We start from the raw sequence: 18,689 nt of genomic DNA, 5'->3' as shown, positions 1-18,689 counted from the left end.
CCACAAAGACAATATTCGTCGTTTGGCTAAACGTCAGGAAAACAAAATATGGGACAAGGTAAAACTAAAATAACCTGCCCCACCTGATATGGTTTTATATACTGGGAAGAGAATCTAAGGGCCAGCGGGGTTTAGCAACAGCAGAAAGGGCACAGTATTGGCCGGCTTTTAAGCGCTGCATACCGGCATAGGCGATCATCGCCCCATTGTCGGTACAAAAACCTAAACTGGGGTAAAAGACCTCGCCGTTCATTTTTGCCATGACCTCTTTCATGGCTGCGCGCAAGTAGGTGTTTGCACTCACACCGCCGGCAATCACCAATCGCTTACGTCCGGTTTGTTTTAGCGCACGACGACATTTAATGATTAAAGTATCCACCACCGCTTCTTGAAAGGCAAAGGCGATATTGGCTTTGGTTTGCTGAGAATCATCGGCATCCCTGATGGTATTCGCGGCAAAGGTTTTTAACCCACTGAAACTAAAATCGAGACCAGGGCGGTCAGTCATAGGCCGTGGAAACTTGTAATGGCCCCCCTCGCCCTGTTCAGCCAATTTCGCTAACAAAGGGCCACCGGGATAATCCAGCCCCAGTAATTTAGCGGTTTTGTCAAAGGCTTCCCCCGCCGCATCATCGATAGACTCGCCAAGGACTTCATACTCACCAATGCCTTTTACATCCACCAACATGGAATGACCACCGGAAACCAATAAGGCCACAAAAGGGAAAGCTGGTGCATCGGCTTCTAACATCGGCGCCAATAAATGCCCTTCCATATGATGGACACCCACCGCAGGCATGTCCCAGGCATAGGCTAGGGCCCGGCCCACCGACGACCCCACTAATAATGCACCCACCAGTCCCGGACCTTGGGTAAAGGCAATACCATCGAGCGCTTCACGTTCGGTGTTTGCATCACGTAAGGCTTTTTGAATAAGCGGGACAATTTTGCGTACATGATCCCGGGAGGCCAGTTCAGGTACCACACCGCCATAGTCGGCATGCAATTTAACCTGGCTGTATAATTCATGAGACATCAAGCCTTTTTCGTCATCATAAACCGCCACCCCGGTTTCATCACAAGACGTCTCAATTCCGAGTATACGCATTTTTTTACCCTTCTCATCGACTCAAGGGGCGCAAGTTTACTCTTATTTAATGACGGTGAAAACGGGTATACTTAACACTTATTGCAATATTGACTAATTTATTGGCAGTAGGCACTTTACTTTTAAATCATAAAAGAATAGAATTTCGCACCATTTTTAACCCGGGTGTCGATTTCGCGCACAATTTTCACGCCCGGCTAGACACTAAAATTTTTGAGGTGAGAATTTAATGCCCATCGTTAAAGTTAGAGAAAACGAGCCGTTTGATGTCGCTCTTCGTCGTTTTAAACGTTCTTGTGAAAAAGCAGGTGTACTGTCTGAAGTTCGTCGTCGTGAGTTCTTCGAGAAACCAACCTGGGAACGCAAGCGTAAGAAAGCGGCTGCCAAAAAGCGCCATTTGAAAAAGCTTGCTCGCGAAAACGCTCGTCGCGTAAAACTCTACTAAGATAGTGTTGGCTTAACAAAGGTGCTTTAGGGCACCTTTGTTGTCTTAGGGCCAAAGAAATATTACTTCGTTTGACAGAGACTCTCCCATGGCATTAATTGACGATTTAAAAAACGCGCAAAAAGATGCGATGCGTGCCAAAGATAAAGTGAAGCTCGGCACAATACGCATGGCGTTAGCAGCAATCAAACAAAAAGAAATTGATGAGCAGATCAGCCTCACCGATGATGCAGTCTTAGCTATTTTAACCAAGATGGTTAAACAAAGAGCAGACGCGGCGGCCCAGTATGATCAAGCCGGCCGAGACGACCTAGCCAGCACGGAACGCGCGGAAATTGTCGTTATAGAATCCTTTTTACCCCAACCTTTATCCGATGACGAGTTGTCTGAGCTCATAGAAGATGCAATGACATCAACCGGTGCTACCGGTATGCAGGATATGGGAAAAGTGATGGGTTACCTAAAACCCAAAGTTCAAGGCCGTACCGATATGGGTGCTTTGAGCGGTAAAATTAAGGCCCGTTTAAACGCCTGATTTTTCATACCCGGCGTAACACACTTTGCGCCGTGTTCTTTGCCTGATACAGTATTCAAATAGCCGCTTAGTATTGCCGCCATGGGGGCGTTGTTCACCGCAAAGTGTGGTATCAGCGACCGAGGTGGGGTATCTGCGCCATGTTTTCTTGTTCTTAGGTGTGAGGTTACTACAGCATGTCCGGAAGAATTCCCCGCGATTTTATCGATGACCTTCTTGCCAGAACCGATGTTGTTGATATTGTCGATAGCAGAGTGAAATTAAAAAAAGCGGGTAAGAACTATCAGGCCTGCTGCCCTTTCCACAACGAAAAAACCCCCTCTTTTACCGTCAGTCAAGATAAGCAGTTTTATCACTGTTTTGGCTGTGGTGCTAACGGCAATGCCATTTCTTTTATCATGGAATTTGACCGCTTAGATTTTGTGGAAGCCGTTGAAGAACTTGCCCGAATTCATGGGCTTGAGGTTCCTAGAGAACAAAGCAACCGTCCTGCCATGAGCGAACAAAAAAAACAACAGCAGCAGGATGACTACGAGCTCATGGAAAAGGTTACCCGCTTTTTCCAACAACAGCTGCGCCAGCACCCTAACAGTCAAAAAGCCATCGATTACTTAAAAAACCGAGGCTTATCCGGTGATATCGTCAAGCAGTGGGAAATTGGCTATGCCCCATCGGAATGGGACAAGCTATTAACCACATTCGGTACGGATGATGACCGCATCACCCAATTAATTGACCTTAAATTGGTCACCCGCAATGATCGCGGTAAGACCTACGACTTTTTCCGCGACCGAATTATGTTTCCCATTCGCGATCGCCGTGGCCGGGTCGTGGGTTTTGGCGGTCGGGTCATTGATAGCGATGGCCCCAAATACCTCAACTCGCCGGAAACCCGTATTTTCCACAAGGGCTATGAGTTATTTGGCTATTATCAGGCCAAACAAAGTCATCGACACCTCGACAAGGTGATCATTGTGGAAGGCTATATGGACGTGGTAGCACTAAGCCAATACGGCATTAACATGGCCACCGCGGCGCTGGGAACGGCAACAACACCGGAACATCTGTCCTTACTGATGCGGTCCACGTCCCATATTATCTGTTGTTACGATGGCGATCGCGCTGGACGGGAAGCCGCTTGGCGGGCGTTAGAAAACGCATTACCTGCACTCAAAGATGGGGTGAAGCTCACGTTTTTGTTTTTACCTGATGGTGAAGACCCCGATACCATGGTAAGAAAAGCGGGTACGGATGCCTTTCTTGAGATGACGGATTCGGCTTTACCCTTGTCACGTTTTTTCTTTGAGTCTTTGTTAAAAAGTCATGAAGTCGGCACACCCGAAGGAAAGATAGCCTTAAAAGCAGCGGCCCAGCCCCTGATAGACCAGGTGGCCGGAGACAGCCAGCGCTCCATGTTACAGGCCGAGCTTGCCAAGCATACCGGTGAGTATGATCGTTTTAAGCTACAACAAGACATTCAGCAAGCCAATCGTTCCAGTGCCCAGCCCAGACATACGGCAAAACAACAGTACAAAACACAAATTTCACCGGTTCGCACCATGCTGCGCCTGTTACTGGATAATCCGTCTCTGGCGGCCGCTCATCCTCAATGCGCACCGCAAATATTGGCAGACAGTGGTGTCTCCGGTATTGATGTATTAATTGATACCCACAATCTGTGTTTGCAAAATCCACAATCCAATACGGCCCAGATCCTTGAAAAGTTCCGTGATCATCCCCACTCTTCAGTCATCGCGAAATTACTGCTTCAAGAACATCTGGTTAAAGATGATGATGCCGATACCGTGTATTGCGACAGTTTTGCCAAATTGCTTGACTGGCATTTTGATAGCCGAATTGAAACACTGATTTCCCGCTCGCGTGTGCACCCTCTCTCACAAGAAGAAAAAAAGGAACTCACATTGCTCATGATGGAACGTCAAAAGTCGTAACAACGGGAGTATTTTGTTGAAAAATCACGCTGAACATCTGGTCAAAAATACTGTCTATCTGCTATACTGGCTAATTCGCTGCAAGCAGACTTGTCAAATGCATTGATTGCATTTTTGGATGTATCCGATGTGTTTTATTATGCATTTTTATGTATTTTTTTATGCATTTTTCAGGCCGTAATTTAAAGCAGCCGATGTATTTATGGGTGCGGTAACGAACGAACAGCAAGCATGAAATAGTCAGTTCGCGCTGATTTGTAGCATGCTTTTTTGCTTAATATTTAAATGTGAGAAGTGTAGGTTATATGGCGCAAAGCAAGCAGTCTCAGATTAAACTTTTGATTGCCAAAGGTAAAGAGCAAGGTTACTTAACCTTTGCAGAAGTTAATGACCACCTGCCGCAAGATATTGTCGACTCTGATCAAATCGAAGACATCATTCGAATGATCAACGACATGGGCATTCAGGTTTCAGAATCGGCTCCTGATTCTGATGAATTACTGATGCAGGAAACCACTGCCGACGAAGATGTTGCAGAAGCAGCCGCTCAGGCGTTAGCCACGGTAGAAAGTGAAATCGGCCGAACCACCGACCCTGTGCGCATGTACATGCGTGAAATGGGCACGGTGGAGCTTCTAACCCGTGAAGGCGAAATTGAAATCGCTAAACGGATAGAAGACGGGATCAACCAGGTACAATGTTCCGTAGCAGAGTACCCCGAAGCCATCACTTACCTACTCGAGCAGTGGGATTTATACGAAGCTGAAGAAATACGTTTAAGCGATATTATCTCAGGTTTTGTGGATCCCAACGAAGAGCAGGATTTAGCGCCTACCGCCACGCACATCGGTTCCGAGTTACCCGCTAAGGAACTGGAAAACGATGATGATGACGAAGACGACGATGACGACGACGAAGAAGAAGATACTGGCGTTGATCCGGAATTAGCCCGGGAGAAATTTTCTAAACTTCGCGAGCAATACTTCAAAGCACGTACCGTTATTGAATCCCATGGTCGTTCAGATAAAAAAGCCCGTGCAGAAATTGCCACATTAAGCGAAGTCTTTAAAGAGTTTCGTTTGGTTCCCAAGCAGTTCGATCGCATGGTTAAAAACATGCGCAGCATGATGGATAAGGTTCGTATCCAAGAACGTTTAGTCATGAAATACTGTGTGGTAAACGCCAAAATGCCGAAGAAAGATTTTATCAAGGCATTTGCAGGTAATGAAACCACCACGGCATGGTTAGACCAGGTACTGTCGTCTGGTGCACCTTATGTTCCTGCATTATTGAATTACAAAGAAGATATCGAACGTTCTGTATCCAAAATGAACCAGGTGGAGCAAGAAACCGGGTTGGTTATTGCAGACATTAAAGATATCAATCGCCGCATGTCTATTGGTGAAGCCAAGGCACGTAGAGCGAAAAAAGAAATGGTTGAAGCTAACCTGCGTTTGGTTATCTCCATAGCCAAAAAATACACCAACCGAGGCTTACAGTTCCTTGATCTTATCCAAGAAGGGAATATCGGTTTGATGAAGGCGGTGGATAAGTTTGAATACCGTCGCGGCTATAAGTTCTCAACCTATGCCACTTGGTGGATCCGTCAGGCCATCACCCGTTCGATTGCGGATCAGGCTCGTACCATTCGTATCCCAGTTCACATGATTGAAACCATCAACAAACTGAACCGTATCTCACGGCAAATGTTGCAAGAGATGGGCCGTGAACCCACGCCAGAAGAACTGTCAGAACGCATGGCTATGCCTGAAGACAAGATCAGAAAAGTCCTTAAGATAGCGAAAGAGCCCATTTCCATGGAAACCCCCATCGGTGATGATGAAGATTCGCATCTTGGTGATTTTATCGAGGACAGCACCATTATTCAGCCCCTCGATTCAGCCACCGGCGGCAGTCTAAAAGATGCCACTCAAGAAGTACTGGCAGGATTAACCGCCAGAGAAGCCAAGGTACTGCGTATGCGTTTTGGTATCGACATGAACACCGACCACACCCTTGAAGAAGTGGGCAAACAGTTCGATGTCACAAGAGAACGTATTCGTCAGATTGAAGCGAAAGCACTGCGCAAACTGCGTCATCCTAGTCGCTCTGAGCAACTCAGAAGCTTCCTCGACGAGTAATCACAAAACATGAACAAAGCCACCTTTAAGGTGGCTTTTTTATGCAATGGCCCATACCTAAGTATAAATAACAACCGCTCCCTTTCTCTTCAATGACTTGTGAGCGCCATCTTTTTCATTCATATTGAGCATTAGCCATAGCCAATAAGGAAAACTCCGTGAACAGACTTTTATACGTAGTGCTCATTACTGCAGGATTAAATTTAGGCGGTTGCGCAATATGGAATCCCCCCTCTCCCATGCTCGAAACGGAGGTTTTCACAAAGCTCGCCAGTTTAAACCCCGTGGAACCCAAAGAAAAAATCTATCGACAGTATGTTAGCGATGGTATCTATATACAGTTTGAACGCATGGACGAAAATAACATTATTTATGGCTGGTATACCTGCACTAACTGTAACTGGACCCGTTCAAAGATCCTTGCCATCTATGATGGTAGTTATTTGTACATGGCTTACGGACATCACGAAGAATTCTTTTTAGAATCGCCCAAAAATGTACGTCAACACCCAACAAACGGTCACTGGTCGTGGAGTGTTATTGAAAAATTCCAGTTAGAAGGACGGAACCTGATTAAGCTGGGCCAAATTCGTAAATGTGCCACCGACAGCCCGCAAATTCAGGAATGGGATAATGCCCCTTGGGCCTATGATGGCGAAACAGACTGCATGTACAAGCAAGCAGGAAAATATAACAAAATCTTCGTCGCCACCATTGATGAAACCCTCGCCGGCAAGCGCAGTTCCATTGTGGGTGAAGAGGCGGATGCCATTTCATCGGATGTGCGCGAAAAACTGTCAGTGCTAAAATCCCTCTATGAGGATGGATTAATCAACGAGCAGGAATACGAGGCCAAACGAAAAATATTATTAGAAGACTTGTAACCACGACAAGCAGAAGAAGTGCGCTTCTTCTGCGACTTCTCGATTGGCTAATACGACTCACCTTATCCACGTTGCCTTTATTTTAACTTTCACTTTACTGTGCCGTGTCAATCTATATCAGGGATAGTTTATGCGTTTGCGACATATTGAAGTTTTTCACGCAATCTACACAACCGGCTCCATCACCGGGGCGGCCAATCTGCTTTATGTATCTCAACCATCTGTGTCAAAAGTACTGGCTCACGCTGAACAACAACTCGGTTTCTCTCTGTTTCATCGTCATAAGGGCAAGTTAAGTCCCACCGTTGAAGCCGATATGATGTTTCCTGAAGTCGATCGCATTTATCAGCAATTAAATACCGTTAAGCAGTTAGCCAGCAACATTCGTCGAGGACGTCAAGGATTGATCAATGTTGCCGTGACCCCTGCCCTTGGTTTTGACGTTTTACCCAAAGCCATGGCGTTATTTAATCAGGCACACCCTAACGTGGCCATTAATATAAAAACGGTACATAACACGGAAGCGTTACAGTCACTGGTGGAACGCAAGTGTGACGCCGCGGTGTTGTTTTCCTCTCCCAGTATGCCTGGAGTCACCGAGCGCACTTTGTCCACCCAAGAACTGGTGGTGATGTATCCCAAAAAAGCATTTAGCACCGAACCTGAGCAACTCACCCTCGAAGAACTTGCTACCATGGATATCATAGGGATTTGGGAGAGTGGCCCGTTAGGTGAAATGGCGTGGCGGCACATTGAACAGTCTGGTCTTGATATCCAAACCCATATCCAGGTAGATACCTATTATATCGCCGCTAAACTCGTGCATGCAGGGTTAGGTTGCTGTATTGTCGATCGCCTGACGGCAGAAGGAAATTTAACCGACGACACCGGTATTGCCCGGTTTTCTCCCAGTCTGAACTTCGATATTAAGGCCCTATCGTTAACCGATAGGCCCTTAGCGAAAGTATGTGATGCGTTTCTTGACACCTTGACGCGCGTTATAAATACGGTAAACCAATAACCTTACGTTATAGGTACCCAAAAGGATGCTACTTATCATAACGGCTGAATATTCTTAAGATATTCGATTGATTAAGCGTGTTAGGAATTGACATGGTATTAACCCCCCCTTATTTACTGTTCATCGGTAACGCGACTGACCCTTTAAGCATTAAAATGGCCAAGAGCGTCGCCGACTGGAACCCTACAGCCTGCGTCGGCGAATACACACTGCCAGGTTGCGAGGTAACCACAGGTTGCCCCGCGATGACAATACAACAAGCAGCACAGGCAGGCGCAAAATCCTTGGTGCTCGGCTTTGCCAACAGCGGTGGCTTTATCGACGAAAATTGGGTGCCCACCATCATTGAAGCCATTGAAGCGGGCATGCATGTGGTGAGTGGATTACACGATAAACTCATCGATATTCCTCAAGTGGTTGCCGCGGCACAAAAACATGGTGTGACCTTAACGGATATCCGCCATCCCACCACCCGTTTTAAAACAGGTAAAGGCATTAAACGTTCTGGTAAACGTTTACTGACTGTGGGTACCGATTGTTCGGTAGGAAAGATGTATACCTCTTTGAGTTTGGTCAATGCCCTGAAAGCCGACGGCCAAAAGGCCACCTTTCGGGCCACCGGTCAAAGTGGCATTTTGGTGGCCGGTGAAGGCGTGGCAATCGATTGTGTTGTTGCCGACTTTATTTCCGGTGCCGTTGAATCCCTAAGTCCGGACAACGATGCGGATCATTGGGACGTTATCGAAGGACAGGGTTCATTGTCTCACCCTGCCTTTGCCGGTGTGAGTTTAGGTTTACTCCATGGCTCACAGCCCGATGCTCTCATTATCTGTCATGCCCTTAACCGCACCCATATGCGAGGCTTACCTCATTATCCACAACCTACCCTGGAAACGGTGATGGAAATGACCATTAATGCCGCGAAACTCACCAATCCGGCGGTAAAGGTGGCGGGTATTGCCGTGAACACCTCTAGCGTGAGCGAGGAAGAAGCCCATGAATATTGCGCCACCACCAGCGCTCGTCTTGGCTTACCCTGCACCGACCCCTTACGTTTTGGTGTTAAAAGCATTGTGAAGGCGCTGTCATGTCTTTAAGTATCGAAATCACCCAAGCCCGTTTCCCTCTTGCCCAGGTTTTTCGTATTTCAAGAGGGGCAAAAACTGCGGCAGACGTGATTACCGTCACCGTCAGTAACGGTGAGCACATTGGCTATGGTGAATCCGTGCCCTATGCCCGTTATGACGAATCTCTAGACAGCGTTAGCAAACAATTACAAGCGGCCAAAAAGCATATCCGGCATTTGGATGATCATTCATCATTAGCCCACTACCTGCCTGCCGGTTCAGCAAGAAATGCCTTAGATTGTGCACTGTGGGATCTCAAAGCCAAGGTGAGCGGACGCTCGGTGTCGGCCTTGTTGTCCCTTGATGTAACCCAACAATGCTTTACCGCACAAACCATCAGTGTCGACAGTATTGAAAACATGCAAGCATCTGCCCGTAAACTTGCCGGTGCGCCACTCATAAAGGTCAAGCTGGATCCAGACGCAGTTGTGGAAAAAATTCGCGCCATTCATGAAGTCACTCCCCAAAGCAAACTCATTGTGGATGCCAACGAAGGCTGGAGCATTGACGATCTCAAAGCGGTCGCCGCCCCCTTAAAAGCCTGCAATGTGGTACTGATTGAACAGCCAATTCCCGCTCAGGATGATGGGGTTTTAGAATCCTATCGCTGTCCCATCCCTTTGTGTGCAGACGAATCGTGCCACACGTCAGAGGATTTGAGCGTACTTAAACGGCGTTATCAAAGCGTCAACATTAAGCTGGACAAAACCGGTGGCTTAACCGAAGCGGTCACCCTTTACCGTGAAGCCAAATCCTTAGGGTTTTCAGTGATGGTCGGTTGCATGGTAGGCAGCTCACTGGCCATGGCGCCAGCTTTTTTACTCTGTGCCCATGCCGATTTTGTGGATCTTGATGGCCCACTGCTCATTGCCCAAGACCGCCCCCAAGGCTTCCGTTTTGAAAACGGTCGGATGTGGCAGCCCACCCCCTTTTTATGGGGCCAACCTTAACAACCCCGTACTAGGATGGTAGATATATTCCATAAAATAGAACGATACGTTTTGTTTTTAGCGCTTATTTATTGAAATATAGCGTATTATCTTAGTCACTATGATTATGTTAATGGAGCAATAAATGAATATCGTCGCTTTTGGTGCCAGTACCAGTCGCCAGTCAATTAACAAGGCTTTAGCCACCTACACCGCAGGCTTAGTGAAAGATGCCAGTGTGACTGTGTTGGATATCAATGACTATGACGTACCTATGTTCAGTGAAGACACTGAAAAAGAAATCGGTCAGGCCGAAGGTGCAAAGCAATTTCTTCACGCCATTGAAAATGCCGATGCACTGGTGATTTCCTTTGCTGAACATAACGGTCATTATCCTGCCGCCTATAAAAACCTGTTCGACTGGGCGACCCGTATTGAACGCAAAGTCTATGCCGACAAACCAGCGGTATATTTGTCTGCCTCTCCCGGTCCTGGCGGTGCAAAGTCTGTTCTTAGCGCAGCAACCCAATCGGCAGGCTTTTTCGGAGGGAATGTCAAAGCCACCGTTTCTGTGGCGAATTTTTATGATATTTTTGATATGGAAACGGCCACGGTTACCGACCCTTCCATAGCAGAAGCGTTACAGCAAGCCGTCGATAGCCTGACTGACTGACCTTCTCTCGGACAGATTAACTGCCCGTTAATTCTGTTTTCCCGTCTATTTTTTCTTCTCTCTGCCCTTCTTGCAACAATATGGTATGGTAATTAAAACCCGCTTATTGGTCATATTTTGTCAATATGGACACCGAGCGCATATACCACGCCTTAAAAAGGAGAGAAGTCATGACGTGGCTGGATTACAGCATCGTTGGCGCATACCTTGTCGGCATGCTGGTATTGGGGTTACTGTTTCGTCATCAGAATTCTGGCAACGACTATTTTTTAGGTGGCAGAACACTGGCCTGGCCTACCCTGGCTTTGTCGGTAATGGCGACCCAACTGTCTGCCATTAGCTTTATTTCTGCACCCGCCTTTGTCGGGTTACGGGAAGGCGGCGGGTTGATATGGTTAAGTTATGAACTGGCGTTACCTCTGGCGGTGATCATCATGCTTTGGCGATTATTGCCCACCTTGCATAATGCGGGGGTGGTGAGTGTTTATGACTACCTTGAGCAACGTTTCTCTCGTTCCACCCGATTGCTGATCAGTGCAGTTTTTCAAGTTAGTCGTTCTTTTGCAACGGCCATCATGATTTACGCCATTGCCCTGATATTGCAAGGGACCATGGGCATCAATCAGTTTCATGCCATACTCATCATAGGGGTTATTACACTCATCTATTCGGCTATGGGTGGGATGAAAGCCGTTGTTTATGGCGATGCCATCCAAATGGTACTCATTGTAGCCGGTGCCGGTGTGTGCCTGTGGGCAGGCCTTAACGCCGCGGGAGGATGGCAACAGGTGTTGGATATTATTCCTGCCGAACGTTTACACGCCATCAATACCGATACCGCCGGCCTCAACGGCAATGACTTTGGATTGCTTCCCATGCTGTTTGGCGGTCTGGTACTTTACGCCTCTTACTATGGTTGTGATCAATCTGAAGCCCAGCGTAGCTTATCCACTCACAGCATTGCTGATCTAAGAAAGATGTTAGTAACCGTGGCTTTTTGTCGCTTTCCTATTACCCTGCTTTATTGCAGTACCGGGTTGGTCATTGGTGCCCTGGTGATGTCTTCCCCCGACCTTCAGGCACAAATTCCTGCCGATGAGCCTGACTGGATGATGCCAGTGTTTATTATTAATTATCTGCCTGCCGGTATTGTGGGTATTTTAGTGGTTGCCATTCTGGCTGCGGCCATGTCGTCCTTAAGTTCCGCAATCAATAGTCTGGCCGCCGTCACAACCGAAGACATTAGCCGATTAACCGGAGCCTCACTAGACGATAAAGGGTATCTAAAGCGAGCTCGCATATCCGGGGTTGCCTGGGGATTAATCACCTTAGTTTTATCCCTTTATGCTGGCAATATTGCCCCCACTGTTATCGAAGCGATCAATAAGATAGGCTCGGTATTTTACGGGCCGGTACTGGCGATTTTTCTTGTTGGCATACACAGTCGTCGCATATCACCAATGGCCGCAAATTGTGGGCTGCTCCTTGGCGTAGCCATCAATATCTATCTTTGGCTAAGTGACAGTACGCTATTTTGGTTTTGGTGGAATCTCATCGGCTTTTTGGTAACGGTGAGCACCAGTATCCTATTAAGTATCAAATACCCCAATGACGCGGCACATAGGCTGGCTTCGGTTCGTGGCATAAGCTATCAACTGGCGCTGATACTCGGTGCATGGAGTCTGGTGTTGATCCTGATAACCGGGTTTGTGCTACCTTACCTAGCAGCAATGTAAGTAGCGCGGCGAAAGACGGCACGAGCATGATGACGCCCATACAATGTGACGTTACCATTTACCCGAGGAGAAGGGTTCGATAATCTAGCCTGCACACCACATTTAATCGAGGGTAGTATGGATCGAGAATTTTGGCTACAAAAGTGGCGCAACAATCAAACGGGCTTTCATGAAAAGGATGCCAATCCCAATTTAACCGCCCATTTCCCCAGCCTGAACTTACAGGCGAATCAACGGGTGTTTATTCCCCTGTGCGGGAAAACCTTGGATATTTCTTGGCTGATTTCCCGTGGCTATGATGTTATTGGCGCAGAGCTCAGTGACATTGCCATTAAGCAGCTGTTTGAACAACTGGATGTTTCCCCCCAAACTACGCAAATTGGTCATATTACACGTTACGAAAGTCATGGTGTGACCATTTTCGGTGGTGATATATTTCATCTAACAGGTGACATCATTGGACCTATCCATGCCATCTACGACAGAGCAGCGCTAGTTGCCCTTCCCCCTGCGATGCGCATCACTTACACCCAACAGCTTATTGCAATGACCGGTTATGCCCCACAATTGCTCGTCACCTTCGATTATGATCAAGCGGTGATGAACGGCCCCCCCTTTTCAGTTCCAAAGGATGAAGTGCTCGAACACTATCAAGATCACTATCATTTGACATGTCTTGACACCCACCCAATCAACCTAAAAGGAAAAGTGCCTGCACAAGAACAAGTGTGGCTACTTACCCCTAGCCAAAAGATAGGCGGCTAAGTAACATAAAAAAACACCGGTATTGAGCATACCGGTGTTCGACTTTTAGCGCTGAATGTATTGGGTGTTTTTACTCTATCTCACCTTTATGATAGGCAATACTTTGGTCTTGCTCTGCAAGGAGTTTAGCTCGGGTTTCCGGTGAGCCGGTATTGCGAGCAAAGGCGGCATAGGCCGCAGGTACAATAAACAAGGTCATAAAGGCCGAGACAATCACACCAGCAAAAATAACCATACCAATTACCATACGGCTTTCAGATCCCGGACCGCTGGCCAGTACGAGAGGCAAGGCACTAAAGACCGTGGTAAAACCGGTCATCACGATAGGACGCAAGCGTTGTGCTGCCGCGCGACGTAAGGCTTCTTCAAACTCAACCCCGGCATCCCTTAACTGATTGGCAAATTCCACAATCAATATACCATTTTTCGCCGCCAGCCCAATGAGCATGACCAATCCTATTTGACTGTAAATATTGATGGTCATATCGGCCAGATACAAGCCAATAAACGCCCCCACCAATGCCAATGGCACCGTCAGCATGATCACCAAGGGGTGGATCCAGCTTTCAAATTGTGCCGCCAATATTAAATAGGTCACGGCTAAAGCCAACGCAAACACAAAAATAAAGGAATTACCGGCCTCGTGGTAAAGTTGCGATTCCCCTTTATAGTCAATAGACACCGTATCCGGAAGCTCTGTTCTAACAATATCTTCAAGATAGTTTAAGGCTTCACCAAGGGTATAACCCGGTGCCAAATTGGCCGTTATGGTAATGGCACGCATGCGGTTATAGCGATTTAACAGTGCCGAAGTGGCCTGCTCTTCCATGGTTAACAGGTTATCCATGGGGATCAGTTGACCGGTGCGCGAAGAGCGCACATACAGGTTATCAATACTACTTGGGCTACGATAATCCGCTTCAATTCCTTCCATGATCACGTCGTACTCTTCGCCCCGATCCAAATAGGTGGATACCCGTCGTTGCCCTAACATCACTTCCAAGGTTCCACCAATATCGGAAATGGAAACGCCCAAATCTGCCGCGCGATCACGATCGATATTAATGAGTAGTTGGGGCGAGGTATCTTTATAGTCGGAATCAAGACGAACCAAACCGGGGTTTTCGCTGGCCTTTTCCATTACGATATTACGCCAGGCCACTAAGTTTTCGTAGGTGTCCCCTTGCAATACGAACTGAACCGGACGACCGGTACCACCGCTGATCCCACTTCGCATAACAGAAAAAGCTCTCACATCGGGCACGGCTTCCAGTTTTTTTGAAATTTCATCCATCAGTTCAAATGAGGTGAAGTCCCGCTCATCCCAAGGCACAACGCCCACAACTGCCACCCCGGCATTGGTGCCAAAGCCCGGCGTTCTGACTAACAAACGACTTATTTTTCCCTCTTCCCGATATGGCATCAAGATGGATTCAATTTTCCGTAAATTCTCGGCATTGCTTTCAAAAGACGCACCTTCTTGCCCCTGCATAAGAACATAAAAATTGCCTCGATCTTCTGTGGGGGTAAATTCGCTGGGGATTTTATTCGATAACTGCCAGGTGAGTACTAAAGCAAGGACAAACAACAAACCCATGAGTATGGGTTGATGAATGGTTTGACCAAGGCTACGATAATAGCCACTTTCAATGCGCTTGAAGCGGTCATCTAACCAGCGTCCAAAGCCGTTGGAACGGGATTTTTGCTTGAGTAATTTCGATGCCATCATGGGCGATAAAGTCAGTGCAGTAAAACTGGAAAATGCCACTGCGGCAGCCATCGCTAAGGCAAACTCAGTAAACAATCGACCAATGTTTCCTTCCAAGAAGACCAGGGGCACGAACACAGAAATCAAAACCAAGGTGGTCGCAATAACCGCAAATCCCACTTCTTTTGCCCCTCGATAGGCAGCTAATAAAGGGGGCTCACCCATTTCGATGCGACGGTAAATATTTTCCAGTACCACAATGGCATCATCTACCACCAAGCCAATCCCCAGCACCATGGCCAGCAAGGTGAGTAAGTTAATGGAAAAACCTAGCATGTACATCACAATAAAAGCGCCGATCATAGAGATTGGCACCGTTACGGCGGGAATTAACGTTGCCCGCATGTTCCCTAAGAACAAATAAATCACCACCATCACCAGGATCATGGCAATGATCAGTGTGTTATAAACCTCGTTAATGGACTCTTCGATAAACACCGATGAGTCATAGCTGGGCACAATAAAGATGTTATCAGGCAGGGTTTTCTCAATTTGCGCGATCTGTGCTTTTGCCGCCCGTACCACATCCAGCGTATTGGCTTTGGATTGCTTAATCACCCCCAAGCCAATCATATTAACGCCATCACCACGAAATTCATTTTCGTCATCTTCTGCGGCCAGTTCTACCCGAGCGATTTCGCCAAGGCGCACCAGATACCCATCGTCACCCACGGCCACCGTCAATTGGGAAAAGTCTTCCGGCGTTAAATAGGTGCGCGCAACCCGCACTTCAAAATCCCGATCGTTAGATTCAACTTCACCGGCGGGCAACTCCACATTTTCAGATCGTATCACCGATTCCACATCGGTGACGGTAATGCCGCGGGCGGCCATGGCGTTGCGATCTAAGAACACCTTCATCGCATAAGTACGACCACCACCGAGTCTCACCCGTGCCACGCCATCGGCAATGGATAAGCGATCCACCAAATAGCGCTCGGCATAATCGGTCAGTTCAATGGAGCTTAAATTAGGGCTACGAAGGTTAAACCATACCACCACATCTTCGTCAGAATTTTCTTTAGAGACTTCCGGGGGATCCGCTTGTTCCGGCAAGTTGTTTAACGCTCGGCTTACCCGTTCACGCACATCATTGGAGGCAGCATCAATATCCCGTGATAACTGAAATTCGATGGTAATGGAGGAGCGACCATTGCGACTGGTAGAGGTAATATTCTTAATCCCCTCAATACCGCTGATACGATCTTCTAATAACTGAGTAATACGGGTTTCGACGATGTTGGCTGACGCCCCATCGTAGTTTGTATTTATCGATACAATGGGTGGATCGATATCGGGATATTCCCGCAGTGACAACATACTGATGGCCACAATACCGAAGATGATCACCAATAAATTAATGACCGATGCAAATACCGGTCGTTTAACGGAAACGTCTGACAGCCACATATTACAGCCCGCCCTGATTGAGTATGCGCACTTTCGTGCCATCCTGCACCCGCAGCGTGCCTTCAGTAATAATCACCTCACCGGCATCAACACCACTGATAATCTGAACCACACCGGGTTTGCGTTCACCGATCACCACTTCTCGCTCATGCACAACGCCATCTTCTACCACGTAAACGTATTGTTTTTTCTGTACGGGCACGAGGGCTTTTTCAGGAATAACTAAGGTTTCCAGAACCCGTTTTTGCAATGTAATTTGCAACAACATACCGGGGCGCAACATGCCGGGTTTATTATCAATCTCGGCGCGCACCAGTACGGAACGCGTTACCGGATCAACCCGCGAACCAATGGTTTTAATTTCACCTTTAAAGTCGATATTCGGATATGCCACCGAGTGTGCCACCACGGTCTGCCCGATAGACAAACTGGCTAACTGGCCTTCTGCAATACTAAAATCCACATTAATCACGCTAATATCATCTAATGTGGTAATTTCATCGCCAGGCTGAATAAGTGAGCCTTTACTTACGTTGCGGATCCCCAAAACACCAGCAAAAGGTGCCCGCACTTGTAAATCTGCCAATTGGGCTTTGGCCACATCTAACTGGGCTTCCAGTGCTTTTACTCTCGCTTGCTGTTCATCCACAATTTGTTCTGATGCCACACGGGTTAATGACAGGTTTTTAACCCGCTCATACTGTCGTTTCGCTTCATCGATATTGGCTTGAAGCTCTACCAATCGCGCCTGCTCTTGGGCGTCATTGAGTTGTACCAGCAGTTGTTTGGCTTTTACCGTATCGCCGTCATCAAATAGCACTTGAGTAATCAATTCGGTTTGTTGCGCCGTTATGGTAACGGATTCATTGGCTTTGGCCGTCCCTAGCGCCTCAACAGTAATCGGAAAGGTTTGCTCGGTAACGGTAACGACCCGCACCGGTGTTTCCCGGCTGTTAGCACTTTTTTCATCCCCCTGTTGGGGCAGATTCACGTAAACCAAAAACGCGCCTAAGGCGACAACACCCAAAAAAAGGGGCGATAAAAACTTCTTTTGTGACATCTCTGATTCCTATCAACATGTTGCACTTTATAGATATATATTAGGCGACAAGTACGTTGCCCGAGTTATTATTGTTATACTGCTGGTTTACCCTCTTGTAGAAAGACGGTGATTTTTACAAACTTATTAATAATTATTTTAGTTTTTATTGTACCTACTCATATGCTAATTAGGATTCGCTCATCAGTCGTTTTGTTACTTCTACCGCTTTTAGGTTGCACTGACGCCCCCAATGCCCCTACTTGTCGGACAAGTACGCCGCCTGCTCAGGGTCACAGCCGTGCAGTTTGTCTTATTCCCGGCGGCTTTAATCAGGTATTGATGTTACGCGACGACACCGCCACGGTCACTTTTCCCATGGCTGACACCGCAGGACAATCTAATGAGCAGTGTGTCCTACATCAGCAAATATGGCGAGAAACCGGTATTAACGTTGAAATCGGAAAACGCTTGGTTACGACAAACCACAACACCGCTATCTATGCGTGTTCCGAGCAAGCGGGATTAGCCGCAATCACCACGTCTTTTCCCAGCCCACAATGGGCGAACCCCAGCGTTGAATGGGTAAAACGGGATCCCTTTGTTTTAACCGAACAATCCATGGCTGATAAAGACGTTTTAGTGCCTATGAGAGATGCGTTAATTCGCTTACAACAACAAAACAAACCGGAAAGCGATCATTAGTCAAATGACAACTAACGTTGTTGCCACAAAGTACGTCTGCTACTTTGTAATCAGTAGAATAAAAAGGAGTGATGCCCATGTACGAACTTGCGCATTTTAGTCTTAAAGACAAAGTGTCACCCGAAGAGTGGCAAACTCGGGTCGATCTTGCTGCCTGTTATCGCCTCGTTGATCACATGCGTTGGGGCGACCTCATTTATACCCATATTTCTGCCAAAGTGCCAGGCACAGAACATTACCTTGTTAACGCCTTTGGTCTGGCTTTTGACGAAGTGCGGGCCTCAAATCTTGTGAAGGTAGATTTAGACGGCAACATTCTTGACGGTTCGCCCTACGAAATTAACCCCGCAGGATTTACCATTCACAGTGCTATCCACGAAGTACGTGAGGATGCAAAATGCGTGGTTCATCTGCACACAAAAGCCACCATTGCCGTGGCATCGATGAAAGG

16 protein-coding genes are annotated in these 18,689 nt (G+C 47.3%); 13 read left to right on the top strand and 3 right to left on the bottom strand.

Annotation, left to right across the window (positions count from 1 at the left end; genetic code table 11):
• Positions 1 to 94: 94 nt before the first annotated feature.
• Positions 95 to 1,108, bottom strand: a complete 1,014-nt coding sequence (tsaD, locus tag V5298_RS14875) for a tRNA (adenosine(37)-N6)-threonylcarbamoyltransferase complex transferase subunit TsaD (protein ID WP_332932238.1) — start codon at positions 1,106 to 1,108, stop codon at positions 95 to 97.
• Between the two features lie 229 nt (positions 1,109 to 1,337).
• On the opposite strand from tsaD, the gene rpsU reads away from it, so the two are divergent.
• The 11 genes from rpsU (at position 1,338) to tmpT (ending at position 13,316) form a co-directional block, all read left to right on the top strand.
• Positions 1,338 to 1,553 carry a 30S ribosomal protein S21 gene (rpsU, locus tag V5298_RS14870; protein ID WP_012517258.1) on the top strand — a complete coding sequence of 72 codons (216 nt, stop codon included), beginning with the start codon at positions 1,338 to 1,340 and terminating at the stop codon, positions 1,551 to 1,553.
• A gap of 88 nt (positions 1,554 to 1,641) precedes the next feature.
• Entirely contained in the window at positions 1,642 to 2,088 is a 447-nt protein-coding gene (locus tag V5298_RS14865) for a GatB/YqeY domain-containing protein (RefSeq protein ID WP_332932237.1), read from the top strand.
• A gap of 176 nt (positions 2,089 to 2,264) precedes the next feature.
• Entirely contained in the window at positions 2,265 to 4,040 is a 1,776-nt protein-coding gene (gene dnaG / locus V5298_RS14860) for a DNA primase (protein WP_332932236.1), read from the top strand.
• Between the two features lie 305 nt (positions 4,041 to 4,345).
• Positions 4,346 to 6,181, top strand: coding sequence for an RNA polymerase sigma factor RpoD (gene rpoD, locus V5298_RS14855; protein WP_332932235.1), 1,836 nt, complete (start codon positions 4,346 to 4,348; stop codon positions 6,179 to 6,181).
• Positions 6,182 to 6,339: 158 nt separating this feature from the next.
• Positions 6,340 to 7,065 carry an SHOCT domain-containing protein gene (locus V5298_RS14850; RefSeq protein WP_332932234.1) on the top strand — a complete coding sequence of 242 codons (726 nt, stop codon included), beginning with the start codon at positions 6,340 to 6,342 and terminating at the stop codon, positions 7,063 to 7,065.
• A 130-nt stretch (positions 7,066 to 7,195) separates the two neighbouring features.
• Positions 7,196 to 8,086 carry a LysR family transcriptional regulator gene (locus tag V5298_RS14845; protein ID WP_332932233.1) on the top strand — a complete coding sequence of 297 codons (891 nt, stop codon included), beginning with the start codon at positions 7,196 to 7,198 and terminating at the stop codon, positions 8,084 to 8,086.
• 92 nt (positions 8,087 to 8,178) lie between these two features.
• A complete protein-coding gene (dgcN, locus tag V5298_RS14840; RefSeq protein ID WP_332932232.1) occupies positions 8,179 to 9,183 on the top strand; it encodes an N-acetyltransferase DgcN in 1,005 nt (334 codons plus the stop codon).
• On the top strand, positions 9,174 to 10,163 hold the full coding sequence (gene dgcA / locus V5298_RS14835) for an N-acetyl-D-Glu racemase DgcA (RefSeq protein WP_332932231.1): 990 nt from the start codon (positions 9,174 to 9,176) through the stop codon (positions 10,161 to 10,163). Before dgcN ends, dgcA begins: the two co-directional genes overlap by 10 nt.
• 124 nt (positions 10,164 to 10,287) lie before the next feature.
• Positions 10,288 to 10,815, top strand: a complete 528-nt coding sequence (locus tag V5298_RS14830) for an NADPH-dependent FMN reductase (protein WP_332932230.1) — start codon at positions 10,288 to 10,290, stop codon at positions 10,813 to 10,815.
• A 170-nt stretch (positions 10,816 to 10,985) separates the two neighbouring features.
• Positions 10,986 to 12,551, top strand: coding sequence for a sodium:solute symporter family transporter (locus V5298_RS14825; protein WP_332932229.1), 1,566 nt, complete (start codon positions 10,986 to 10,988; stop codon positions 12,549 to 12,551).
• A gap of 117 nt (positions 12,552 to 12,668) precedes the next feature.
• Positions 12,669 to 13,316, top strand: a complete 648-nt coding sequence (gene tmpT / locus V5298_RS14820) for a thiopurine S-methyltransferase (protein ID WP_332932228.1) — start codon at positions 12,669 to 12,671, stop codon at positions 13,314 to 13,316.
• A 70-nt stretch (positions 13,317 to 13,386) separates the two neighbouring features.
• Here tmpT and V5298_RS14815 read toward each other — a convergent pair whose 3' ends face one another.
• Positions 13,387 to 16,494 (bottom strand): efflux RND transporter permease subunit, encoded by a 3,108-nt coding sequence (locus V5298_RS14815; RefSeq protein ID WP_332932227.1) that lies wholly within the window; start codon positions 16,492 to 16,494, stop codon positions 13,387 to 13,389.
• A gap of 1 nt (position 16,495) precedes the next feature.
• Positions 16,496 to 17,554 (bottom strand): efflux RND transporter periplasmic adaptor subunit, encoded by a 1,059-nt coding sequence (locus V5298_RS14810; RefSeq protein WP_332932226.1) that lies wholly within the window; start codon positions 17,552 to 17,554, stop codon positions 16,496 to 16,498.
• Positions 17,555 to 17,746: 192 nt separating this feature from the next.
• On the opposite strand from V5298_RS14810, the gene V5298_RS14805 reads away from it, so the two are divergent.
• Complete coding sequence (locus V5298_RS14805; RefSeq protein WP_332932225.1) at positions 17,747 to 18,238, top strand: hypothetical protein; 492 nt, start codon at positions 17,747 to 17,749, stop codon at positions 18,236 to 18,238.
• Between the two features lie 77 nt (positions 18,239 to 18,315).
• On the top strand, positions 18,316 to 18,689 hold a 374-nt coding region (locus V5298_RS14800; protein ID WP_332932224.1), incomplete at its 3' end, for a class II aldolase/adducin family protein.

Origin of the sequence: Alteromonas sp. 14N.309.X.WAT.G.H12 (assembly GCF_036697315.1) — a bacterium.
In the GTDB taxonomy this organism is placed as follows: domain Bacteria; phylum Pseudomonadota; class Gammaproteobacteria; order Enterobacterales; family Alteromonadaceae; genus Alteromonas.
The sequence above is the reverse complement of the archived record's forward strand: the minus strand, read 5'-3'. Positions and strand labels throughout refer to the sequence as shown.